This is a genomic window from Streptomyces monashensis (assembly GCF_001866665.1).
GTDB classification, from domain to species: domain Bacteria; phylum Actinomycetota; class Actinomycetes; order Streptomycetales; family Streptomycetaceae; genus Streptomyces; species Streptomyces monashensis.
Map to the genome: position 1 here is coordinate 71,374 of NZ_MLYO01000013.1, position 23,569 is coordinate 94,942.

General features: G+C 71.7%; 18 protein-coding genes and 1 pseudogene. 11 read left to right on the forward strand and 8 right to left on the reverse strand.

Annotated elements, in window-relative coordinates; genetic code table 11:
• Nucleotides 1-41: 41 nt before the first annotated feature.
• The 5 genes from BIV23_RS06780 to BIV23_RS06800 form a co-directional block, all read right to left on the reverse strand.
• Nucleotides 42-641 carry a GTP-binding protein gene (locus BIV23_RS06780; protein WP_071379913.1) on the reverse strand — a complete coding sequence of 200 codons (600 nt, stop codon included), beginning with the start codon at nt 639-641 and terminating at the stop codon, nt 42-44.
• Between the two features lie 197 nt (nt 642-838).
• On the reverse strand, nt 839-1,252 hold the full coding sequence (locus BIV23_RS06785) for a DUF742 domain-containing protein (RefSeq protein ID WP_071379825.1): 414 nt from the start codon (nt 1,250-1,252) through the stop codon (nt 839-841).
• A 17-nt stretch (nt 1,253-1,269) separates the two neighbouring features.
• Nucleotides 1,270-1,707, reverse strand: coding sequence for a roadblock/LC7 domain-containing protein (locus BIV23_RS06790; RefSeq protein ID WP_071379826.1), 438 nt, complete (start codon nt 1,705-1,707; stop codon nt 1,270-1,272).
• On the reverse strand, nt 1,704-4,262 hold the full coding sequence (locus tag BIV23_RS06795; RefSeq protein ID WP_177239753.1) for a sensor histidine kinase: 2,559 nt from the start codon (nt 4,260-4,262) through the stop codon (nt 1,704-1,706). Before BIV23_RS06795 ends, BIV23_RS06790 begins: the two co-directional genes overlap by 4 nt.
• A gap of 49 nt (nt 4,263-4,311) precedes the next feature.
• Nucleotides 4,312-5,085: an MHYT domain-containing protein gene (locus BIV23_RS06800; RefSeq protein WP_071379827.1), complete on the reverse strand. Its 774-nt coding sequence runs from the start codon at nt 5,083-5,085 to the stop codon at nt 4,312-4,314.
• Between the two features lie 150 nt (nt 5,086-5,235).
• On the opposite strand from BIV23_RS06800, the pseudogene BIV23_RS51595 reads away from it, so the two are divergent.
• Nucleotides 5,236-5,373, forward strand: a pseudogene (locus BIV23_RS51595) (SAM-dependent methyltransferase); the annotation flags it as partial.
• Nucleotides 5,374-5,392: 19 nt separating this feature from the next.
• Here the strand turns inward: BIV23_RS51595 and BIV23_RS06805 are convergent.
• The gene (locus BIV23_RS06805) at nt 5,393-6,298 is read right to left on the reverse strand and encodes an oxygenase MpaB family protein (RefSeq protein WP_071379828.1); all 906 of its coding nucleotides are present in this window, start codon (nt 6,296-6,298) and stop codon (nt 5,393-5,395) included.
• Nucleotides 6,299-6,610: 312 nt separating this feature from the next.
• Here BIV23_RS06805 and BIV23_RS06810 point away from each other — a divergent pair, with 312 nt between their 5' ends.
• The gene (locus tag BIV23_RS06810) at nt 6,611-7,489 is read left to right on the forward strand and encodes a hypothetical protein (RefSeq protein ID WP_071379829.1); all 879 of its coding nucleotides are present in this window, start codon (nt 6,611-6,613) and stop codon (nt 7,487-7,489) included.
• 186 nt (nt 7,490-7,675) lie between these two features.
• On the opposite strand, the gene BIV23_RS06815 is transcribed toward BIV23_RS06810, so the two are convergent.
• Nucleotides 7,676-7,858: a hypothetical protein gene (locus BIV23_RS06815; RefSeq protein WP_071379915.1), complete on the reverse strand. Its 183-nt coding sequence runs from the start codon at nt 7,856-7,858 to the stop codon at nt 7,676-7,678.
• Between the two features lie 412 nt (nt 7,859-8,270).
• Here BIV23_RS06815 and BIV23_RS06820 point away from each other — a divergent pair, with 412 nt between their 5' ends.
• Both BIV23_RS06820 and BIV23_RS06825 read left to right on the forward strand, forming a co-directional pair.
• Nucleotides 8,271-11,174 carry a DEAD/DEAH box helicase gene (locus BIV23_RS06820; RefSeq protein WP_079172987.1) on the forward strand — a complete coding sequence of 968 codons (2,904 nt, stop codon included), beginning with the start codon at nt 8,271-8,273 and terminating at the stop codon, nt 11,172-11,174.
• Nucleotides 11,171-12,502, forward strand: coding sequence for an SWF or SNF family helicase (locus tag BIV23_RS06825; RefSeq protein WP_071379831.1), 1,332 nt, complete (start codon nt 11,171-11,173; stop codon nt 12,500-12,502). The genes BIV23_RS06820 and BIV23_RS06825 overlap by 4 nt, the downstream gene beginning before the upstream one ends.
• Nucleotides 12,503-12,676: 174 nt before the next feature.
• Here the strand turns inward: BIV23_RS06825 and xylA are convergent, their stop codons facing one another.
• A complete protein-coding gene (xylA, locus tag BIV23_RS06830) occupies nt 12,677-13,843 on the reverse strand; it encodes a xylose isomerase (RefSeq protein ID WP_071379832.1) in 1,167 nt (388 codons plus the stop codon).
• A gap of 122 nt (nt 13,844-13,965) precedes the next feature.
• On the opposite strand from xylA, the gene xylB reads away from it, so the two are divergent.
• From xylB to adh, 7 genes are all read left to right on the forward strand, one after another.
• Entirely contained in the window at nt 13,966-15,420 is a 1,455-nt protein-coding gene (gene xylB, locus BIV23_RS06835) for a xylulokinase (protein ID WP_071379833.1), read from the forward strand.
• A 34-nt stretch (nt 15,421-15,454) separates the two neighbouring features.
• A complete protein-coding gene (locus BIV23_RS06840; RefSeq protein WP_071379834.1) occupies nt 15,455-16,663 on the forward strand; it encodes an ROK family transcriptional regulator in 1,209 nt (402 codons plus the stop codon).
• 254 nt (nt 16,664-16,917) lie between these two features.
• Nucleotides 16,918-18,402, forward strand: a complete 1,485-nt coding sequence (locus BIV23_RS06845) for an APC family permease (RefSeq protein WP_071379835.1) — start codon at nt 16,918-16,920, stop codon at nt 18,400-18,402.
• Between the two features lie 89 nt (nt 18,403-18,491).
• Complete coding sequence (locus BIV23_RS06850) at nt 18,492-19,505, forward strand: acetamidase/formamidase family protein (protein WP_071379836.1); 1,014 nt, start codon at nt 18,492-18,494, stop codon at nt 19,503-19,505.
• Nucleotides 19,506-19,605: 100 nt separating this feature from the next.
• On the forward strand, nt 19,606-20,259 hold the full coding sequence (locus BIV23_RS06855; protein WP_071379916.1) for an N-acetylmuramoyl-L-alanine amidase: 654 nt from the start codon (nt 19,606-19,608) through the stop codon (nt 20,257-20,259).
• A gap of 198 nt (nt 20,260-20,457) precedes the next feature.
• On the forward strand, nt 20,458-21,765 hold the full coding sequence (locus BIV23_RS06860; RefSeq protein WP_071379917.1) for a GAF domain-containing protein: 1,308 nt from the start codon (nt 20,458-20,460) through the stop codon (nt 21,763-21,765).
• Between the two features lie 56 nt (nt 21,766-21,821).
• On the forward strand, nt 21,822-23,345 hold the full coding sequence (adh, locus tag BIV23_RS06865) for an aldehyde dehydrogenase (protein WP_071379837.1): 1,524 nt from the start codon (nt 21,822-21,824) through the stop codon (nt 23,343-23,345).
• Nucleotides 23,346-23,569 lie beyond the last annotated feature (224 nt).

Below are 23,569 nucleotides of genomic sequence, written 5' to 3' on the forward strand. Positions count from 1 at the left end.
GTCGCGGACGGGAACACCTCGACGAGGCGCCATATCGCGGCTCAGCCGACCGAGTTGAGGATCCGGGCCGTGTGCATCCGGCCCGCATACTCGACGAGCCGGATCAGGACTTCCTTGCCGGAGTCCCGGTCGCGTGCGTCGCAGAGCACCACGGGGGTGCCGTGGTCGAGATCGAGGGCACGGGAGACATCGCGGGCGTCGTAGGAACGGGCTCCCGCGAAGCAGTTGACGGCCACCACGAACGGGATGCTCCGGTGCTCGAAGTAGTCGACGGCGGGGAAGCAGTCCTCCAGGCGCCTTGTGTCGGCGAGGACGACGGCACCGAGGGCGCCCTGGGACAACTCGTCCCAGAGGAACCAGAAGCGATCCTGTCCCGGCGTGCCGAAGAGGTAGAGGGACAGTCCCGAGCGGATGGTGATGCGCCCGAAATCCATGGCGACGGTGGTGGTGACCTTGCGGTCCACACCATCGGTGTCGTCAACCAACTGCCCTGCCTCGCTGAGCAGTTCCTCCGTGCGCAACGGCCGGATCTCGCTGACGGCACCGACGAGGGTCGTCTTGCCCACGCCGAACCCTCCGGCGACCAGTATCTTCAGCGCCAGCGCGGTGTCGCCGGTGACGTCGGAGTGCTCGGAAGCCATGATCACTTCTCTCGGGAGGGCCAGTCGCGGTCGACATCCGCGCGCGCCGGGCACGGCATCGACATCGTGACAAACAGGGCAGCCATGCGGGCAGTTTGACTGAAATACACCTGAGATGAGCGACTCGCGCCCGGTCGGAGGCACAACGCGCCCGGATGGGGATGGGGCGAGGCGTGTGAAGCGCTCCGCGCGGTCATCTACAGCGCCCGCAATCCGGCGATGACCTCGCGCAGAATCCGCTCGTCGGGCAGGTGTGCCGGGGGCACAGGGCGGCTGATGACCACACGGCCGAGTTCCAGGAGGTCCCCGAGGAGCACCCTGACCACGCCGACGGGAAGGTCGGCGTCCGCGGCGAGTTCGGCAACGGACTGCGTCTCCGTGCAGCACAGCCGGATCAGGGTCCGGTGTTCGGGGCCGAGCGCCGTCTCGTCATCGAGAGCCGGGGCCGCGGGGTCGAGAGTGACGAGGGCGATCAGGTCGAAACGCACCCCGGAGGGCCCGGCCTGGGTGCGTCCGCCCGTCAAGGCGTACGGGCGGACCAGGGGCCCGGCCTCGCCGTCGTACCACTGGCTTCCCGGCTCCCGCGGGCCGTCCATCGGGTTCTCGGTCATCGGTGGCGCCTTTCGGCTCATCCTGCGACGGGCGGCTGTGCTGCGACGCGCAGTGGCGTGTGGAGGTGCTCGCCGACCCGCTTGACCAGGCGCGCCATCTCGTAGGCGACCAGCCCGATGTCCGCGGTGACCGTGGTGAGCACGGCGAGGCAGGAACCTTCCCCCGCCGCGGCCACGAACAGGAACGCGTCGTCCATCTCGACCATGGTCTGGCGCACCCCGCCCGCTCCGAAGTGCCGACCCGCGCCCTTGGCGAGGCTGTTGAAGCCGGAGGCGACGGCGGCGAGATGCTCGGCGTCCTCGCGTGTGAGGCCGGTGGAGGCCCCGACGGCCAGCCCGTCGTTGGAGAGCACGACGGCGTGCCGTACCTCCCTCACGCGCATCACCAGGTCGTCGAGCAGCCAGTCCAGCTCGCCGGATCGTCGGCCGGCGCTCATGTGGGGGTCCTGGATCATGCCGGGTCTCCTTCGCTGCTGTCGTCACTGGCCGTTACGGGGCCCGGGGCGGCTCCGCGTCCGGGCTGTCTGCCGCCGCCGCGCGCCCAGCCGTCGCGGTAGGCCGCCATGCGGTCCCGCACCACTTCGGGGGTGCGCCGGTCGTCCCAGCGCCGATCGGGCGCCGCTTCTTCGGGGCGTTGCTGCCGGAGTTGGGGAGCGAGGCTCGCCTGACGCACACGACGTGGTAGGTCGTCGGAAGGCCCGGAGTCGTGCGGCGGGTGGTGCGGGCGCAGGGCGGTGACCCCAGGGAGCGGGGTTTCGACGGTCATGCCATGTCCGCCCTGCACCTCGTCCCTGTCGTGGTGCCCGGGCTCGCCTGCCGTGGTGTGCGGACCGAGCGCGGTGGCCGCGAGGGCGGGGCGGTCCGGCCGTGCGGTGACGGCCTCGTGGACTCCGCTCGTGCCGGGCACGCGCGCGTACGCGCGTTCCTGCTCGTGGCGGGCCTGTTCGGGGTGCGGAGCGGGGGGTTCCTTCGAAGCGCCGTGGAGCAGGGCCGTGGGCAGCAGGACGACGGCGGTCGTGCCGCCGTACGGTGAGGTCCGCAGGTGCACCCCCACCTCGTGCCGCGAGGCGAGTCGGCTGACGACGAAGAGTCCGAGGCGGTCGCTGTCGAACAGGTCGAGGGCCTCGGACTGTTCGATGCGCCGGTTGGCCTCCGCGAGGGTCTCGGCACCCATGCCCAGTCCTCGGTCCTCGATCTCCAGTGCGTAACCGTTTCCGACGGGTTCGCCGGTGACACGCACGCGCGTGTGCGGCGGGGAGAACTGGGCTGCGTTCTCCACGAGTTCGGCGAGCAGGTGGGTGAGGTCGGCGACGGCGGCACCGATGACGTGCGTCTCGGGGAACTGACGGACCTCCACGCGCGCGTAGTCCTCGACTTCCGATACGGCGGCTCGTACGACGTTCGTGAGGGTCACGGGCATGCGCCAGGCACGGCCGGGTGCCGCACCCGAGAGGATGATCAGGCTTTCGGCGTGGCGCCTCATCCGGGTGGTGAGGTGGTCCAGGCGGAACAGGTCGCTCAGTTCGTCGGGATCGTCGGAACGGCGTTCCATGCTGTCGAGGAGGCTGAGCTGACGGTGGACCAACACCTGGCTGCGACGCGCGAGGTTGACGAAGACCCCTGAGATGCCACTGGCGAGCTCGGCGCGCTCCAGGGCGGCGTGCAGGGCAGCACGGTGGACGGTGGTCAGGGCTTCCGACACCTGGCCCGCCTCGTCCTCGGCCGGTGGTCCTGCCGGGGCCTCCGCCTCGATGTCGAGTTCTTCGCCCGCACGTAGTCTGCGCATCGCTTCCGGGAGTTTGCGGCGGGCGATGTCCAGGGCGTCGTTGCGCAGGCTCACGAGTTCGACCACGAGTCCGCGTCCGATGCGCACGGAGATGACGAGTGAGGCGGCGACAGCGGCCAGGCCGAGGACTACGGCAGCACCGGCGGGGCTGAGCAGTCCGCGGGTCACCGGGTCGGCGCGGCCCGCGACGTTCCGGCCCGTGCCCGTCGCAATGCTCCGCATGCCGTCCTGCACGCGCGCGTGGGCGGCACTCCAGGCGGCCTGCGATGCCGCCCCGGTCGGCCTGCCACCGGGCCCAGCGGTGAGGATCTTATCCTCGGCCGCCCCGAGGGCCGTGTAGGAGGCGCTGCGGGACAGATCCCGCCAGGCGGTGCGCTGGGCGGTCGGAAGATCGGCAACGGCCGTGTCGGTGAAGGTGCGGCGCGCGGCGACGGCGGCGCCGAACAGCCGCAGCCGCTCGCCCTGAAGGCCGTCCGTGCTGCCGCCGAGCAGCGCGTCCTCCTGAGCCAGCGCCTCGGCGGCCAGGGAGAATTCGAGCAGTACGCGCGCATCGGAGCCGACGTCGGCCTGCTGGATGCCGGTCAGAGCACCGTCCACGGCGAAGGCCGCGCCGATGGTCTTCGTGTACTGCGCGTACACCGCGCCCCATCCGGTTCTGTGGTCGTGTACAGCCGTCCGTAGCGCACGCAGGTGCTCGGCGCCTGTGACGAAGACGGCGAGGCGCCCGGAGACGTCAGCGGGCAGTTCCTCGCTGGCAGCAACGGTGTTGTCGCCACCGAGGCGCAGCTCGGCCACGGCCCGGTCGGTGCGGTCGGCCAGGCCTTGGAGATCGCTGCCGTCGGCCGCGCCGGGTGAGAGGACGTGGCGCACGGCTGCGGCGCGCTCGGCCTGGAGCACGGCGACTGCCGCGGCCACCGGCGTCCGCAGGTCGGCGTCGACCTGCTGGGACTGGCGCAGCCGGGCGACGTCCTGGGCGGTGCTGACGGTGGCGTAGGCCCACAGGGACAGCAGGGAGACGACGGGCACCATCAGCAGGCTGACGACCTTGGCGCGCACGGTACGGGGCCGCAGGTACCGGCGGCTCCCACGCGCGCGTGCCTGTGCCGGAGACGCGCCGACAAGCAGGTCGGCGACCTCGTCGGCAGGCGGTCCGGCGTGCGCACGGCGGCCGCGCGGGGCATGTGCCGAGGCATCGGCTTTCGGGGCGGTACGGGGCGGGCGCATGGCCTCCTCGATCGGGACGTGGGTCGGGGGTGCTCCGGCCTGGCTCCCCCTAGCGGGCAACGGTCTCGACAGGCCGCTGCGCGGAGGCGGAGGCCTCACGCTCGTCGGCCGTGGGCGAGAGGGCGACGAACGCCGAGGTGATGAAGAGATAGGACCCGAGGCCGACGGCGAGGGGGAAGATGAACTGCATCGCCGTGGCCCCGGGCAGGGCCTCGCCGGAGGGGTTCACACGCACGCTCACCGCGAACATCCCGGTGTAGTGCATGCTGCTGACGGCCGCCCCCATGACGAGGGAGGCGACGGTGACCGCACGGGGCGACGTGATGTTGAGGCCGGCCCACAGGGCCACGGTCGCCGCCACGACGGCGATCAGCACGGACAGTCCGACGAGGACGGGGTCGTACCGGACGTCGCCGTGCAGCCGCACCGCCGCCATGCCCAGATAGTGCATGCTGGCGACGCCCAGCCCGGTGGTGAGTCCGCCGAGCAGCAGCGCCCGGTTGCGATCGCGGCTGTAGCCGACGGCGAAGACACCGGCGCAGACCACGACCATCGCGACGAGGAGGCTGAGGATGGTCAGGGGTATGTCGTAGCGAATGCCGGTGCCGCTGACGCGGAAGCCGAGCATAGCCACGAAGTGCATGGTCCAGATGCCCGTCCCGATCGCGGATGCTGCGGTGACGAGCCAGTTGCGGCGCGAGCGGCCGGTGGTGGCGAGCGCGCGGACGGTGCAGCGCAGTCCGAGTGCCGCGCCCGTACAGGCCATCAGGTACGACAGCACGGGGGTCAGCCAGCCGAAGGCGGCGTGGTCCAAGTGTCCCATGGCCAAGGGACGCTAGGGGGCACGGGCGCATACAGGGGGCGCATTTCGAAAGGTGCTGGAATATGACAGGCGGATGCGACGGAACGATCGCGTCCGGCCCGAACATGTGCGCCTATGTATCCCCCGTGACGGTGAGGGATTATGCGGAGCATGAGCGAAGACCACACACACGTGCAAGAGTTCTTCGGTGTCCGGGCGGCCGACTGGGACAGCAGGTTCCCCGACGACGGCCCCGCCTACACGGCCGCCGTGACCGATCTCGGGCTGCGGAAGGGGGACCGGGTGCTGACGGTGCGGCGCGCTCGCGTCAATCGGTGGTGTCGACTGCTGAGACGTCCCGGTGCCGCACCGGGCAGCCACGCAGTCCGGGAGTCGGACGGGTCCCCAGGCCGCCGACGCGGTAGCCGGTCGGATAGCCCTTGATCTCGCGGTTCTGGCGCGCGAAGTGGGGAGCGCTGCGTGGCGGCAGCAGCCGGACGAGCCTGCCACGCGTGCGTACCGCGCGGCGCACCAACGCGGTCGTGGCAGCGCCGGGTGGCGCGTAACGGAACGTACGCAGCAGCGGCTCGTCGAGCAGCGCCAGCGTCGCCGTGCGCAGCACCGGCGCCAACGGGCGCGGATACCAGGACGCCATCAGGTCGAGGGTGGCGTCGGATACCTGCCGGGCCCGCTCGTCCCAGCCGAAGTGATCGCGCTCGTAGGAGTCGAGGAGCGCCTCGAACTCCTCATAGGTCGCGGGGATGGCGGGGATGCCCATGTGCCGGCCGAGAGTGCGGTAGTACTCGGTCGCGGCGACGATCTCGTGCCGGGACAGCCGCCGCCATCCGTAGGCGTCGATCCAGCGCCTGGGCACCACGACGAAGGTGCTCAGGACATAGCGCATGTCGTCGTCGCTGATGTCGTAGCTGCCGTGCATCTGGTTGATGCGCCGGATCGCCGTTCGGCCCTCCTCGGCGGCGAAGCCGTGCTCGACGATGGTGTCGAGGAGCAGCACGGTGTCGTCGTACCGCTTCTGCGTACGCTCGGTCAGCTCCCCCGTCTCGGCGAGCAGCCGGCCGATGCTCGGCACGGCATAGGTGCGGTACAGGGCCAGTTCAAGGGCGCGCGTGTAGTCCCAGGGGAACTCGAACGCCGCACTCAGCCGGTAGATCTCCACCGCGTCCGCCACCGGATCCAGCCGACGGATCCGATCGAGCCGCTCGAACCGCTTCACCACATCGTCCCTCTTCTTCCGACTCTTCCGACGAAAGTCCAACTCTACGGTGGGTGACCACGGATGAGCTCTTGGCGACGGCCGGGTGGAGCGCGGCGGCTGTGCACACACAACATGTTCGAGACAGCGGCGACGGTGGCCCGCGATCCGCCCGGCCCGCTCCGAACCATGGCGACGCCTCCGGTCCGACGTGGCCGTTTCGCCCCTGTCCAGGTGGAAACCAGCAGCTCCGAGTGGTGTGGGCTGTCGTGACAAGGGGCTTGCGCTCGCACTAGGGTGCGCGCCGTTGGACGAACCACTGGGGAGGCTGGGATGGCCGGAACGGACGATGCGGCCGTCGCCGCCGCGGACGAGGCGCTGTACGTACTGACGGCGGTGCTGCTGACGCCGGCGCAGTTTCCGAGCGTGCTGGGCGACGACTATCCGGAGGCATGCATGGCGCTGGGGCTGGCGCCCCGTGCCGACGGGTACGGCCTGGTGCTGGGCCAGGACGGTGACGGCGCGCGCTGGACGGTCGTCATCGACGACGTCTCGCTGGTCGCCGTGGCGATCGCGTCCTGGGACTGCGGCATGGAGTACGAACTGTCGCCGGACGAGCGCGCGGTCGTGGCCGCGCTGCCGGGCTGGCCCCTGGCAGTCGCCGTGTCGGCCCCTGGGGTCCCCGCACCGCACGACCCCGCTCCCGAGGTGACGGAGGGGCCCCCGCTGAGCCCGCCGGACACCAGCACCTGGGGACCGGCCCAGCGCCGCCTGGGCGCCGACGAGATCGCCTTGCAGTGGGCGGCCTGGCGGGACCAGATCAACGACGAGAAGTTCTCCACGCCGGACGAGCCGGCGCAGGCCGCCGAGCTCTCGACGCAGGGCACGGAAGCCGGCGCGTCCGCCGAACCCGCGCCGGACGGCGGAAAGGTGCCACGCAGCGGCCACCGCGGTGTGAAGCGGGTACTCGCGGAGGCACGTGCCTACGTCGACTCACCGCCGCCGCTCGGCAGGGTGCGCTCGTCGTTCGCCCCGGGAGACGCACGTACGCTGCGCGCCGACGGGCCCGGCTGGTCGATGGTGGCCCGCACCGACGACATCGCGTTCGTCCTGCTGGACGAGGAACCCGGCGAGGTCCTGCCGGTGGGCCGGGGCCCCGAGCTGCCGGGTCTGCTGGAGGCGCTCGACAGGATGGCCGTACGGCCCATCTGAGAGCAGGCGGCCCTCGACCGGGGCCGCCGTCACCCGCTGCCTGGACCAGACGCCCGTAACCGACCCCGGGAACCGCACTTCCGGCGACGGCGGGCCTCGGAACCGCCCGGACCTCCGCGGGTGCCTGTTCGAGCGTCTACGCCCGCGCGGGGCCGGGCGGAGCGTCTCCGGCTGTCCGCCGCCGCCTCAGCGACCGAGTTCCTTACGAGTCACCCTGCGGAGCCTGCGCCGCTGCGAGGGGTCCAGCGCCAGATACGCGGCCACGGGGACCCCGATCACGATCAGGAATGACACCCACCAGGGCAGCCATATGAGCAGGATCAGCCCGACCGCCACGCCTCCTGCGGCGATCTTCGCGTTCTTGGACATGAGCGTCGCCTCCTTCGCGGCCACTGCCGCTCTCTGCTCAGAAAACGGCCCCGCGCTCCCCGCGGTTCCGGACCCCGACCCTGAGACATCCCCGAGGCCCGCCCCCTAATGGTCCTGCCGGGGCCGCGCGCAATCCGCCCCTTCTCCCAGCCCGGGCTCTGCTCGCAGTATCGCTCGCCCACACGCCCGGTGTCGGCCCCGGTACGAGCAATTTCGATTCTCTCTCACCCGCTTTCCGGCCCGGCCACAGCGACCGCCGGACGCAGTGACGCCATGGCCCACGCCCCGCCCGTGCTCCGTGAACGGTCCCGCTGCGCCCCCGCGGATCGAACAGATTGTGAAGTGACCTTGATCATGAAGCCGGTATGCCGGGTGACACCCGCGGTGTGCTGTACCCTCGGCGACTCCAACCATGGTAGTCAAATTTGAGGAGTGCGGCAGAGCTGTGCAGACCATCCCCACGGCACCCCCCTCGGAATTCTCCGAACTGGCCCGCTGCTGCGTCGTGTTCCTGCCGTCCGACCCGGCGCGCACAGGTAGTTTCGCCTTCTGGCGCTGGGATTGTGCGACCCCGCCCACCGTCCCTGGTGGCTCCGCGACAGAGCTGGACGTCGTACTGCCCGCCGAGGACGGCGGTGTCGAACAGGTCCGTATCCCCGCGGTCCTGCTTCCCGTGCACGATGCCCTGCCGCTGCTCACGCGCACGCGTGCATTCCCGGAGGGCCACCGCTCGGTCGGCTTCTGGGCAGCTGCCTGCGGATTGGCCCTCCATTTCCTCGCGCGCGGACTGCTTCTACCGGGTCTGTCCGCGGGCGATCACGACGCCTGGCGGGTGGGCCCACTGTCCGCACAGGACGCGGAGCTGGTGCGCGAACTCGCCGCCGCCATGCCCCCGGAGGCCCACGCGGTGCCGCTCACGGCCGGTGAGCCGGCCCGGCTGCCCGACCCGGAACGACTGCTCCGGGCGTACCTGGACGCGGTCGCCGACATGCTCCCGCGCTCTCCCGCGGCCTCCTGGGTGACTGGTGGTCCCGCGTACGCGACGCCCGAGCCGCAGCGCCTGCCCGAGCTGCGGGCCTGGGCGGACGACGTCGCCGCCGCCCATGACGCCGGCATACGGCTGTCGCTGCGCGTGGAGGTCTCCGGGCTCGACCCTGCCGCGGAGCAGGACGACGGACGGGTACGGTTCCGCGCGGTGCTGCAAGTACACGGGCCGAGCGGGGCGCCGGACGTCATGGACGCCGCCGGTCTGTGGAGCGACACCGGACAGGGACACGAGTCGTTCGGCACGCGCGCGCGTACGGACGCGCTGCTGGCACTGCGCCGCGCGGCCCGTGCCTGGCCGCCGTTGACTCCCCTGCTCACCGCCGCCGTGCCGGACGCCGTGGGCCTCGCCGACGACGAGATCGCCGAACTGCTGGGAGAGGGCAGCGGCGCACTGGCCGCGGCGGGCGTCGACGTGCACTGGCCGAAGGAGCTGTCGCGCGACCTGACCGTGTACGCGACCGTCGGTTCGCCGGACGACGGCAGGTCCGCCCCAGGGGATGCCCCGGCTCCCTCGGCATTCCATTCGGCAGGCACCTCCGTCGATTTCTCCTGGGGTTTCACTCTGGGCGGGCGGGAGCTGACCCGGGCGGAGCTTGGCCGGCTCGCAGAGGTCAAACGGCCCCTGGTGCGGTTGCACGACGGATGGGCCCTGGTCGACCCGCAACAGGCGGACCACGCCCGAAACCTGCACGACCGACGGGTGGCTCCCGTCGAGGCGCTGGCCGCCGCGCTGACGGGGTCGACCGAGGTCGACGGCCAACTGGTCGACGTGCGCTCGACAGGGTGGCTGGAACGGCTCCGGGAGCGGCTCACGGACCCCGAGCCGGTGCGCGCGGTCGGCCCCCCACCGGGCCTGTCCGCCACTTTGCGGGACTACCAGTTGGATGGCCTCGGCTGGCTGGCCAGCATGACCTCCCTCGGCCTGGGTTGCTGCCTCGCCGACGACATGGGCCTCGGCAAGACCGTCACACTGATCGCACTGCATCTGTACCGGCAGACGGACGCCTCGTCCGCCGGCCCGACGCTCGTCGTCTGCCCGGCCTCCCTGATCGGCAACTGGCAGCGCGAGATCGAGCGGTTCGCTCCCGGTGTGCCGGTGCGCAGGTTCCACGGGCCCGGGCGTGATCTCGGTTCCGTCGCGTCCGGGGAGTTCATACTCACCACATACGGCACCATGCGCCTCGACGCGGAGCGGCTCGCCGAGGTGCCCTGGGGTCTGGTCGCGGCCGACGAGGCTCAGCACGTGAAGAACCCCTACGCGGCGACCTCGCGGGCCCTGCGCTCGATCGGCTCACGCACGCGTGTGGCGCTCACCGGCACCCCCGTGGAGAACAACCTCACGGAACTGTGGGCGATCCTCGACTGGACGACGCCCGGTCTGCTCGGCCGGCTCGGTGCCTTCCGCGCGCGGTATGCGCAGCCGGTTGAGGGAGGCCTCGACCCGGCTGCTGCGGGCCGGCTCTCGAAGCTCGTGCGGCCGTTCCTGCTGCGGCGGCGGAAGTCGGACCCCGGCATCGCGCCCGAGCTGCCGCCGAAGACCGAGAGCGACCGCCACGTGGCCCTCACACCCGAACAGGCTGAACTGTACGAGGCGTTGGCCCGCGAGACACTGGACCGGATCGCGGCCACCGACGCCATGGCCCGCCGGGGCCTGATCGTGCAGTTGCTGACCGGCCTGAAGCAGATCTGCAACCACCCGGCGCAGTTCCTCAAGGAGGACGAGCCGCGGCTCACGGGGCGCTCCGGGAAGCTGGAGCTGCTGGACGAACTGCTCGGCACGATCCTCTCGGAGGGTTCGGGCGTGCTCGTCTTCACGCAGTACGTGCGCATGGCCCGCCTGCTCGAGCGGCATCTGACGGACCGTGGCGTGCCCTCGCTGCTGCTGCACGGCGGGACACCGGTCACCGCCCGCGAGGCGATGGTTCGGCGCTTCCAGGAGGGTGAAGTGCCCGTGTTCCTGCTGTCCTTGAAGGCCGCCGGGACGGGCCTCAACCTCACGCGGGCCGCGCATGTCGTGCACTACGACCGCTGGTGGAATCCTGCGGTCGAGGCGCAGGCCACCGACCGCGCGTACCGCATCGGGCAGACCCGTCCGGTGCAGGTGCACCGGCTGATCGCCGAGGGCACTCTCGAGGACCGGATCGCGGAGATGCTCGCCCGCAAGCGCGAGTTGGCGGACGCTGTGCTCGCCACCGGCGAGGCCGCACTGACGGAGTTGACCGACACGGAACTGGCCGCGCTGGTGGAACTGCGCGGGGAGGCGCGATGAACCATTACGACGAGAAGCACACGCGCGTGGCCGGGCGCGCGTTCGCCGCGCAACCTCCCGCGCGCGGGCAGGCGTTCGCGCGGACCTGGTGGGGCCGCGCCTGGCTGCGAGCACTGGAGGACGGGGCGTTGGACAACGCGGCGGTCACGGCGGGGCGCCGGCTCGCGCGCGCGGGCGGCGTGGGCGCGATGACCGTACGGCCGGGCCGCGTCACAGCCGTCGTACGCGAGCCCGGCGGCGCGGCCCACCGGGCCGACGTGCTGCTGCCGGAGCTGTCCGAGGAGGAGTGGGCCCGGTTCCTTGACGTGGCCAGGGAGCAGGCCGGGCACATGGCGGCGCTGCTCGACCGGGAGCTGCCTCCGCATCTGATCGAGGACGCCGCGGTGAGCGGGATCGATCTGCTACCGGGCCTCGGCGATCTGGAGCCGGAGTGCGACTGCGGAACGTGGGACCACTGCGGGCACACCGCCGCGCTGTGCCACCAGGTGGCCCGCCTACTGGACGAAGATCCGTTTCTGCTCCTGCTGTTGCGCGGCCGGGAGCGAGAGTTCTTCCTCGCGGAGCTGCAGGCGCGTGGGAGCGCGTCCGCGTCCCCGACGGAAACCGACGCGCGCGTGGCCGAAGGTGTGGACGCGACGGAGGCATGGGCGACCGGTGACATCCTGCCTCCGCTCCCCGGGCTGCCCGGACTCCCCCCGGTGCCCGGTACACCACCACGTCTCGACACCGGTGCTGCCGCGGCGCCCGGGATCGATCCTGTGGCATTGGAGCACCTGGCGGACCGCACCGCCGTGGAGGCGTACCGGCTGCTGGCAAACGTTCTTCGTGGGGACGTGCGAGGCGGCGCGGCCCTGACAGCGGCACAGGACGCCGTACGCCTCGCCTGCGCAGCGCCCGCCGGCTCGGTCACCGACCGGCTCGCCGAAGCGTCCGGCCGCGGCCTTGAGGGCTTGACGACCGCCGTCCGGGCCTGGCGCGCCGGGGGCCCGGCGGCCTTGGCCGTGCTGGACGAGGAACGGCCGGTACGGGGTGCGGCGCTCGCACGCGCGCGTGCGGCGCTGGAAACGGCCTGGGAGGCGGACGAGCTGCCGTCGTTCGACCGGCACGGCAACCAATGGACCGTGCCCGGCGAAGGAGTTCAGTTGCGTCCGGACCCGGACGGACGCTGGTGGCCGTACCGGGACGAGGGCGGTCGCTGGATCCCGGCGGGCGGGCCCGACCGCGATCCGGCTGCCGCCCTGGCCGTGGCTCGCCTCGAAACGGAGACGGAGGACGCACAGCGCGTGGAGCCCGTCAGGATGAAGTCCGCGGACGGCAAAGAAGTGTGAGGTGACGCCACCACAGCATCGGCACGATCCGGGGAGTACCCCGGCTCCGGCGTCGACCTCGTGACCGGTCGGGCTCGGTGGCGATCAACGAGGGCCGGGGAGAGCGGCGTGTGATGCGGCTGCGCTCCCCAGCCCCGTCTCGTGCCCGGCAAGGGCACGCGTGCGTGCGGTCGGTCAGCCGCGTGCTCCGAGCAGGTGGTCCATCGCCAGCTGGTCGAGGCGCTCGAAGGCCATCCCGCGGGCGGCCGCCGCCTCCACGTCGAAGTCCTCGAAGGCCGTACGGTCGGTGAGCAGGGCCTGAAGGCCGTCGGCCGCGGTCGGCTGGGCCAGCTGGTCCAGGCGCGAAGCGCGCAGTGCCTCCTGGACCTCCGGGTCGGCCCGGAAGGCGGCCGAACGCTCCTTCAGGATCAGGTAGTTGCGCATGCAGCCCGCGGCCGACGCCCACACGCCGTCCAGGTCCTCGGTCCGCGGCGGCTTGAAGTCGAAGTGGCGCGGCCCCTCGTAACCGGCACTCTCCAGCAGGTCGACCAGCCAGAACGCCGCCCGCAGGTCACCGGCGCCGAACCGCAGGTCCTGGTCGTACTTGATGCCGGACTGGCCGTTGAGGTCGATGTGGAACAGCTTGCCCGCCCACAGAGCCTGCGCGATGCCGTGCGGGAAGTTCAGGCCGGCCATCTGCTCGTGCCCGACCTCGGGGTTGACACCGTACAGCTCGGGGCGCTCCAGCCGCTCGATGAAGGCCAGGGCGTGGCCGACGGTGGGCAGCAGGATGTCGCCGCGTGGCTCGTTCGGCTTGGGCTCGATGGCGAAGCGGAGGTCGTAGCCCTGGGCGGTGACGTACTCGCCGAGGAGGTCGAAGGCCTCCTTCATGCGGTCGAGGGCGGCGCGTACGTCCTTGGCGGCACCGGACTCGGCGCCCTCGCGGCCGCCCCAGGCGACATAGGTCTTCGCGCCCAGTTCAACCGCGAGGTCGATGTTGCGGATGGTCTTGCGCAGTGCGTAGCGGCGCACGTCGCGGTCGTTGGCGGTGAACGCGCCGTCCTTGAACACGGGATGCGTGAAGAGGTTGGTGGTGGCCATCGGGACGGTCATACCGGTGGCGTCCAGAGCCTGGCGGAACCGCTTGACGTGCGATTCGCGCTCGGTGTCCGAGGCGCCGAAGGGGATCAGGTCGTCGTCGTGGAACGTCACCCCGTGGGCGCCCAGCTCGGCCAGTCGCCGGACCGTCTCGACCGGGTCGAGGGCACGACGGGTGGCGTCGCCGAAGGGGTCCCTTCCCTGCCAGCCGACGGTCCACAGGCCGAAGGTGAACCTGTCCTCGGGGGTGGGCTGGTAGCTCATGCCGCGGCTCCCTTGCTGCGTCAACTATTTCGTCATGGCCGTTTACAAATTAGTATGCGCACGCACCTCTGGGAAGAGACAAGATGCAGATACCGCAGAGCCGCGGAAGAGAGGAGAGCCCGATGTCAGCAGCCGAGGGTCCGCTCGTCGTCGGCGTGGACACATCCACCCAGTCCACGAAGGCACTGGTCGTCGACGCGTCGACCGGGCAGGTGGTGGCGAGCGGCCAGGCGCCGCACACCGTGTCCTCCGTGGCGGGCCGCGAGAGTGATCCGCGTCAGTGGTGGGACGCGCTGTGCGAGGCGTTGCGCCAGTGCGGTGACGCGGCGCACGAGGCGGCGGCGATGTCGATCGGCGGCCAGCAGCACGGACTGGTCACCCTGGACGAACGTGGCGAGCCGGTGCGTCCCGCGCTGCTGTGGAACGACGTCCGCTCGGCTCCGCAGGCCCGCCGACTGGTGGAGGAGCTGGGCGGGCCGAAGGCCTGGGCGGAGCGCACCGGCAGCGTGCCCGGCGCGTCGTTCACGGTCACCAAATGGGCGTGGCTGGCCGAGCACGAGCCGCAGGCGGTGCGCGCCACGCGCGCGGTGCGGCTTCCCCACGACTACCTCACCGAGCGCCTGACGGGACAGGGCACGACGGACCGCGGCGACGCCTCCGGAACCGGCTGGTGGGCGTCCGGGACAGAAGGCTACGACGAGGAGACCCTGGTGCACGTCGGGCTGGACCCGGCGCTGCTGCCCCGCGTGGTGCGGCCGGGCGAGGTGGCCGGCACCGTGCGCGACAGCCACGATCTGCCGTTCTCCAAGGGCACACTGGTCGCCGCGGGGACCGGCGACAACGCGGCCGCGGCGCTGGGACTCGGCCTGCGGCCGGGCACCCCTGTGCTCAGCCTCGGCACCTCCGGCACGGTGTACGCCGTCTCCCGGCGCCGCCCGGCCGACCCGACCGGCACGGTGGCGGGCTTCGCGGACGCGCACGGGGACTGGCTGCCGCTGGCGTGCACCCTGAACTGCACGCTCGCCGTCGACCGCGTCGCGGCACTGCTGGGCCTGGAACGGGACGCCGTCGAGCCCGGCGGGCAGGCGACGCTGCTGCCGTATCTGGACGGCGAGCGCACCCCGAGCCTGCCGCACGCCTCCGGACTGCTGCACGGACTGCGCCACGACACGACCGGAGGACAGCTGCTCCAGGCCGCGTACGACGGCGCCGTGCACGCGCTGCTCGGCGCCCTCGACCTGGTCCTGGACCCGGACGCGGACCGCAGCACCCCGCTGCTGCTGATCGGTGGCGGGGCCCGCGGGACGGCCTGGCAGCAGACGGTACTGCGACTGTCGGGGCGGCCGGTGCAGGTACCCGAGGCACGGGAACTGGTCGCCCTCGGGGCCGCCGCGCAGGCCGCGGGGCTGCTCACCGGCGAGGACCCGGCCGCGGTGGCACGCCGCTGGAACACGGCCGCCGGTCCGGTGCTGGAGGCGGTGGAGCGGGACGAGGCGACGCTGGAACGGATCACCGGGGTACTCTCCGACGCGGCCCTGCTGCTGGAGCGGGGGACGGACACCGGGCCGCAGGCGTGACGCCGGGCGGCGGACAGCGAGGATCGACGCAGGCATGACCGCACCGCTGCACGAGGCCCGCCCGTCGGGCTCCGGGCGCGCCCTGCCGGACACCCAGCAGGGCATGCGCCGGCGCAATCTGGCCCGCGTGATGCACGCCGTCAGCGCCGAGGGATCGCTGTCGCGGGCCGCGGTCGCCTCGCGCATCGGGCTGACGCGGGCTGCCGTGTCGACGCTGGTGGACGAGCTGATCCGCTGGGGGCTGCTGGAGGAGCTGGGGCCGGAACGGCCGGGCCGGGTGGGCCGGCCCGGGTCGGCACTCGCGGTGAGCGGCCGCGGTCCGGCGGGGATCGGCGCAGAGATCGGCGTCGACCATCTCGCGGTGTGCGCGGTCGACCTGCGCGGCACGGTCCGCGCCCGGGCCGTGCGACGCGGGGGGAACCGTGACCGGGCCCCCGAGGCCGTGGCGGCGGAGCTGGGGCAGCTGGCGCGCCGGGTCGTCGCGGAGGCGCAGCGCGAGGAACTCTGGCCTGCCGGGCTCGCCGTCGCCGTCCCCGGACTCGTGGCCAGGGACGGCCGTACGGTCGTGCGCGCCCCGAACCTCGACTGGCACGACACCGACATCGGCGCCCTGCTGCCCGGCGAATGGCCGCTCACCGTGGACAACGAGGCCAACTACGGTGCCCTCGCGGAGCTGTGGCTCGGCGAGGACACCCCGCATGACTTCCTGCATGTGTCCGCCGAGATCGGCATCGGTGCAGCGGTCGTCGTGGACGGCGGACTGCTGCGCGGCACCCGGGGCTTCGCGGGCGAGCTGGGCCACATACCCGTGCGACCGGACGGACCGCCCTGCCCGTGCGGTGGCCGTGGCTGCCTGGAGCAGTACGCCGGCGAAGAGGCCGTGCTGCGCGCGGCCGGACTGGAGCCGCGCGAGGACCGGGTGGGGCTGCTCGCAGGGCGCGCCGAGGACGGCGACGAACGTGTACGGGCGGCTCTGCGGGACGCAGGAGCGGCGCTCGGCATCGCGCTGACCGGAGCGGTGAACCTGCTCGACCCGGAGACGGTGGTCCTGGGCGGTGCCCTGGCCAGCCTCTCCCCCTGGTTGCTGCCATCCCTGGAAGCCGAACTGACGGGCCGTACGGCGGGCCCGGCCTGCCCGGTGGCCGTCTCCCGGCTGGGGCCGGAGGGCCCCTTGCTGGGTGCGGCGCACTCGGTCGTCCGCTCCGTGCTGGACGATCCGGCCGTGGTGACCGAGCGGTCCTGACCGTCTCGGCACCGTGTGAGCGCCGCCGTGGCGGTCCCCCCACCAGGATTCACCCGATCGAGTGACGGAGTTTTCCACAGGCGGCAGGCTGTCCACGGATCCGCTGCGAGCCCTTCTGCCCGACCCGTCCGCGCCGTACCGTGATTCACGCGAGGCGCTGTCGGCGTTCCGCCACGAACCGCGGCGCGCACGCGAGATGACGGCATTTCACACAGGTCGGGTGGCAGCGGGCTGACACGTATCGGGGGACACGCATGCACGGGGAGAGGACCGAGACGCTGCGGCGCGACGCCATCGGGTTGCGCGAGGTGCTGTTCCAGAGCGTCACGGCGATGGCGCCGGCCGCCGCGGTGGCCGCGTCGATTCCGTCCGGCGCCGCCTTCGCGGGTGGCAGTCTGCCGCTGGCGGTACTGATCGCGCTCGTGGCCTGCCTGTTCACGGCATCGTGCGTGGCCGAGCTGGCCCGGGAGTTACCGGCGGCGGGCTCGGTGACCACCTATGCGGCGCGGGGACTGCACCCGGCCGTCGGCTTCCTCGTCGGCTGGGGCTACGTCTTCGTGGAGGCGCTGGTCCCGCCCCTGCTGCTGTTGCAACTGGGCTTCACGGCGGCCGGCACACTGCACGAGGAGTGGCCCTCGTGCCCGGCCGACCTCTGGTGGCCGTGGTCACTGGCCGGTGCGGCCGTGATCGCCGTCGCCGGATACCTCGGCGTCCGGGCCTCGGCCCGCTTCGGGACGGCCCTCGGTGTCTTCGAGATACTCGTCTTCCTCGTGTTCTCGTTTCTGCTCATCGGCAAGGCGGGCAGCGCCAACACCCTGTCGGTGTTCGGGACTTCGCACACCGCCGAAGGGTACGCCGGTTTCAGCGGCGTGTTCGCCGGGTCCGTCTACACGGTGCTGGCCTTCGCCGGGTTCGAGGCGGCGGCGCCGCTCGCCGAGGAGACGCGTGACCCCCGGCGGACGATGCACCGCGCGGTACTCGGAGCGGCTCTGGGCATCGGTCTGTTCTACGTGATCACGACCTACGCGATGACGGTCTATTACGGCCCGGACCGCTTCACGAAGTTCGGCGCCTCAGGCGAAGCCTCCTGGGACGGCGTCGCCCGTGCCTCCTTCGGCCTCTTCTGGGTGCTGGTGTTCCTCGCGGTGATCAACTCCACGATCGCCAACGCCAACGCGTGCGCCAACGTCTCGACCCGCACGGCCTTCGCCCTGGCCCGTATCCGGGTCCTGCCCGGACTGCTCGCCACGCTCCATCCCCGGCACCGCTCCCCCGTGGCCGGTATCGCGGTGCAGACCGTCGTGGCCGTCGGGGCCGTTCTGGGGCTCGGCTTCGCCTACGATCCGGTGACCGCGTTCCTGCTCCTCGCCACCGTGATCGTCACGGTCGTCGTCGGCGTCTACATCGTCGTGAACCTAGCCTGCGCAGGCTACTTCCTGCGGTCCGGCCGGGCCGTGCTCAAACCGGTGCGGCATCTGCTCTTCCCGGTGCTGGGCATCGTGGCGTTCGTCCCGGCCCTGCTGACGGCCGCCGGCCTCCCGGTGTTCGACTTCGTGACCGCGCTCAAGGCCCCGGTGTCCTACGCCGGCCCGGTCGTCGGCGTCTGGATGGCGGCGGGCGTCGTGGTGCTGATCCTGCTGATACGGCGGCACCCGGAGCGGATGGCCGAGACCGCGCGGGTGCACCTCGACCAGTACGCCCCGGCAGGCCACCGGCAGGACGGGACCGTGTCCGGCTGACCCCCGCCGGCCCGCCCGCAGCCGCGCGGACCGACACCCCCGAAGGCCTCCGTTCCCCGACCGCCCCTGCCAGAAGGGACCACCTCACGATGACCGACCCCCGGATCCTCACCGTGCGTCCGGAACCGGATCAGTACGCCTGGACGTTCGGCGGCGCGGCACCCGTCGCGCGGATCGCGCCCGGCACCGTGCTCGACCTGTTCACCGAGGACTGCTTCGCCGGCCGGGTCCGCTCCGAGAAGGACCTCGTCTCCGAGGTCTGCGAGTTCCCCTATCTCAATCCACAGACCGGCCCCTTCCACCTCGAGGGCGCCGAGCCCGGCGACACCGTGGCCGTGCACTTCGTGTCGATCGAGCCGGCCCGCGACTGGGCCGCCTCGACGACGGTCCCGCTGTTCGGCGCCCTCACCTCCACGCACACCACGGCCACGCTTCAGCCCCCGCTGGAGGAGCGGGTCTGGATCTGGCAGCTGGACCGCACGCGGCGCACCGCCCTGTTCCAGGCGCGCGACAGCGACATCCAAGTGGAACTGCCCATGGACCCGATGCACGGCACGGTGGGCGTGGCCCCCGCCAGTCTGGAAGTGCGCTCGGCCCTGGTCCCGGACGCGCACGGCGGCAACATGGACACGCCCGAGATGCGGGCGGGCGTCACCTGCTACCTGGGGGTCAACGTCGAGGGCGCTCTGCTCAGTCTCGGCGACGGACATGCGCGGCAGGGTGAGGGCGAGACCTGTGGGGTGGCGGTCGAGTGCGCGATGAACACAGTGGTGATCGTGGATCTCCTCAAGGACGTCGCCACGCCGTGGCCCCGGCTGGAGTCGGACACTCACATCATCTCAACGGGCTCGGCCCGCCCGCTGGAGGACGCGTTCCGGATATCGCAGCTCGACCTGGTGCAGTGGCTGGCGCGCGACTACGGGTTCAGTGAGCCGGACGCGTATCAATTCGCAACCCAGGCGGTCGAATCACCGTTGGCCAACGTATGCGACACGAACTACACGTGCGTGGCCAAGCTCCGTAAGGGGTGGCTGCCCGCGCGCGAGACGTACCGGGGTGTGCACGCACGGCTGCGCGAGACCGCGCGGACACTGCGCGGCTGACACCGGCGCCGCCCCTCCCGGCGCCGGCCCCGTCTCCCGAGCCCCTCCCCCGTCCCTCTCCCCACCCTCCACGACGCTTGAAAGGCACCCGCCCATGGACATGGACCCGCCCGGTTCGGTACACCCGGAAGAACCAGCCGGATCGGCACCCTCAGCGCAGCCGGCCCCCTCACACCTCACGAGGCGGAGGCTTCTGAAGGGCGCGGCGCTGGCCGCCGTGCCCTACGCGCTGCTCCCGGACCCGCGGGCGGGTGCAGAGACCGAGGCCGTCGACTATCCGCCCGCCGAGTGGCAGCCGGCGAGCAGCTCCAACTACACGGCGTCCGACCGCCCGGCCAGCTACGTGATCGACCGTGTGATCATCCATGTCACGCAGGAGACGTACACCAACACACTGGGGATCTTCGCCAACCCGCAGAAGAAGGTGTCCGCGCACTATCTGGTCCGCTCGGCGGACGGGCACATCGCGCAGTGCGTGCACGAGGCCGACATCGCCTGGCACGCGGGCAACTGGGACTACAACACCCGCAGCATCGGCATCGAGCACGAAGGATGGGTGGACCAGCCCGCCTATTTCACCGACGCACTCTACGAGGCGTCGGCCAAGCTCACCGCGGCGATCTGTGACGAGCACGGCATCCTCAAGGACCGGGACCACATCATCGGCCACTACGAGGTGCCGGGCACCGATCACACCGATCCCGGGCCCTACTGGGACTGGGTCCGCTACATCCGTCTCGTCAATTTCGCCTAGCGGCCCACCGGGCCGAAGCGGAACGGCGAGCGCCACAGCCCACCGTGGAACGGAGCCGCAGGGCAGACACGGTCACCACCGATGCCAAGCCGAACCGAGGTCGAACAGGTTGTCCGCACGAACACTGCGAGTGACGATGGCTCCAGCCGCATCCGCGCCCTTTCGCCGTCCGGGGAGGCCGAGTTGGGGGAGGCCGAGTTGACCGATCCGTGGGTGGCCCTGGAGCCGGGGGCGGACCCCGCCGAGCGGGTCCGTGTGCTGCGCCGGGCGCACGAGACGTTCACCACGGCGGGTACGGTGCCCCGCCCGGTGCGGTCGGTGGTCGCCGAGTCGTGGCGGCGCAGCGCCCGGGCCGGGGTCGGGCCGGACGGCACCGCCAGCGTGGAGCTGAGCGACGGGGACCTCGGCGCCTATCGCGCGGAGCACCCGCTGGCGCGGGTGATGCCGCTGTTCCGGGAGCTGATGGGCACCTTCGCCGCGGACGGCGAGCATCTGCTGGCGGTGTGTGACGCGCACGGCAGGCTGCTGTGGGTGGAGGGGCACCGGGCGACCAGGCGCCGGGCGGACGGGATGAACTTCGTGCCGGGGGCGCGCTGGTCGGAGACGGCGGTCGGCACCAACGCGCCGGGAACCGCGGTCGCCGTGGACCGTCCGGTGCAGGTGTTCGCAGCGGAGCACTTCATACGCCGGGTGCAGCCGTGGACCTGCGCGGCCGCCCCGGTGCACGATCCGCGCACCGGCCGGGTACTGGGCGCCGTGGACATCACCGGCGGTGACGGGCTCGCTCATCCGCACAGCCTCGGGTTCGTGCAGGCGGTGGCGCGCGCGGCGGAGGCTCAGCTCGCGCTCCTCACGCCACCGTTGAGCACCGCGGACATCCCCATGCTCGGCGCTCTGGGCCGGGACGAGGCCGAACTCGTCCTGGACGGCCGACGGACGCGGCTCAGCCGTCGGCACAGCGAGATAGCCGTGCTGCTGGCCCGGCATCCGGAGGGGCTGAGCGGTGACGAGCTGCTGTGCGCGCTGTACGCGGACGAGTCGGTGACCCCGGTGACGCTGCGGGCCGAACTGGCCCGGCTGCGCAGGCTGTTGGGGCCGGAGCTGCTCGCCTCACGGCCGTACCGCTTCACGACGGCGGTCGAGTCGGACGTCACCGTGGTGGAGCGGCGGCTGGAGGCGGGGGCGGTCACGGCGGCGGCGGAGGCGTACTGCGGCCCGCTGCTGCCCGGTTCACAGGCGCCGGCGATCGTGCGGCTGCGGGAGCGGATGTCCGACGGGCTGCGCAGGGCACTGATCGCGCACCGCGACCCGGACCTGCTGGCGGACTGGGCGCATGCGCCCTGGGGCGAGGAGGACCTGGTGGTGTGGCGGGCGCTCGCCGGGGTGCGGCCCACGGCCACGGTGCGGGCCCGGCTCGCCGCACTGGAGGCCGAGCTGACGGCTTCGGCCGGTGCGGCACCAGGGCGGACCGGCGGCGCAACGTACTTGCAACGTCCGCCCACCTAGCCTCGCGCCGACAGCTGCCCAACGGCGGGCAGCGCTGCACCAGGAGGCAGACCAGCATGACTCGTTACGCGGCACCGGGCACCGAGGGCGCGATCGTCTCCTACCAGGCGCGCTACGACCACTTCATCGGCGGGGAGTACGTCCCACCGGTGCGCGGGCAGTACTTCGAGAATCCGTCGCCGGTCAACGGGCAGCCGTTCACCGAGGTCGCGCGCGGTACCGCGGAGGACGTGGAGCGGGCGCTGGACGCGGCGCACGCGGCCGCGCCCGCGTGGGGCCGTACGTCAGCGGCGGAGCGCAGCGACATCCTGCTGAAGATCGCCGACCGTATGGCGGCGCATCTGGAGCCGCTGGCGGTGGCGGAGAGCTGGGAGAACGGCAAGCCGGTGCGGGAGACGTTGGCGGCGGACATTCCGCTGGCGATCGATCACTTCCGGTACTTCGCGGGGGCGATCCGGGCGCAGGAGGGGTCGCTCAGCGAGATCGACGACGACACGGTGGCGTACCACTTCCACGAACCGCTCGGCGTCGTCGCGCAGATCATCCCGTGGAACTTCCCGATCCTGATGGCGACCTGGAAGCTGGCGCCGGCACTCGCCGCGGGCAACGCGGTCGTCCTCAAGCCGGCCGAGCAGACCCCGGCGTCCATCCACTACTGGGTCAGCCTGATCGCGGACCTGCTGCCGCCGGGCGTGCTGAACATCGTCAACGGCTTCGGCGTCGAGGCGGGCAAGCCGCTGGCGTCCAGCCCGCGGGTGGCGAAGGTGGCGTTCACCGGGGAGACCACGACGGGGCGGCTGATCATGCAGTACGCCTCCGAGAACATCAAGCCGGTCACACTCGAACTGGGCGGCAAGTCGCCGAACATCTTCTTCGACGACGTGTGGACGCACGACGACGACTTCCGTGACAAGGCGCTCGAAGGCTTCACCATGTTCGCGCTCAATCAGGGCGAGGTGTGTACCTGCCCGTCCCGTGCGCTGGTCCAGCGCGGCCACTACGCCGACTTCCTCCAGGCGGCGGTCGAACGCACGAAGCAGATCAAGCACGGTCACCCGCTCGACACCGACACGATGATCGGCGCCCAGGCCTCCAACGACCAGTTGGAGAAGATCCTCTCCTACCTCGACATCGGCCGGCAGGAAGGCGCCAAGGTCCTGACGGGCGGTGAGCGCATCGAGTACGACGGCGAGCTGAAGGGCGGATACTACGTCCAACCGACCATCTTCGAGGGCGACAACCGCATGCGGATCTTCCAGGAGGAGATCTTCGGCCCGGTCGTCTCGGTGGCCTCGTTCGACGACTTCGACGACGCGATCAAGATCGCGAACGACACGCTGTACGGGCTGGGTGCGGGCGTGTGGACCCGGGACACCAACACCGCGTACCGAGCGGGCCGCGCGATCCAGGCGGGCAGGGTGTGGACCAACTGCTACCACGCCTACCCGGCGCACGCCGCGTTCGGCGGCTACAAGCAGTCGGGGATCGGCCGCGAGACGCACAAGATGATGCTGGAGCACTACCAGCAGACGAAGAACCTGTTGGTGTCGTACTCGCCGAAGAAGCTCGGCTTCTTCTAGGGCGCTTGAAGTGGGGCGCTGAGCTGGGATTTCCCCACCGGAGGCCATTCTCTTCCATCGCATCACACGCAGGCAATTCACCCCATTAGCCCGAATCATGACGCTGCCGCCGACTCCCTGGGCCGCCCTTCCGGACCAGTCACGGACCAAACAGCGGGCCAACCCCGCGGGTGGCAACGCAGTCGCCCACAGGCAGGAAGAAGAGAACGCTCGGCTCCACCCCG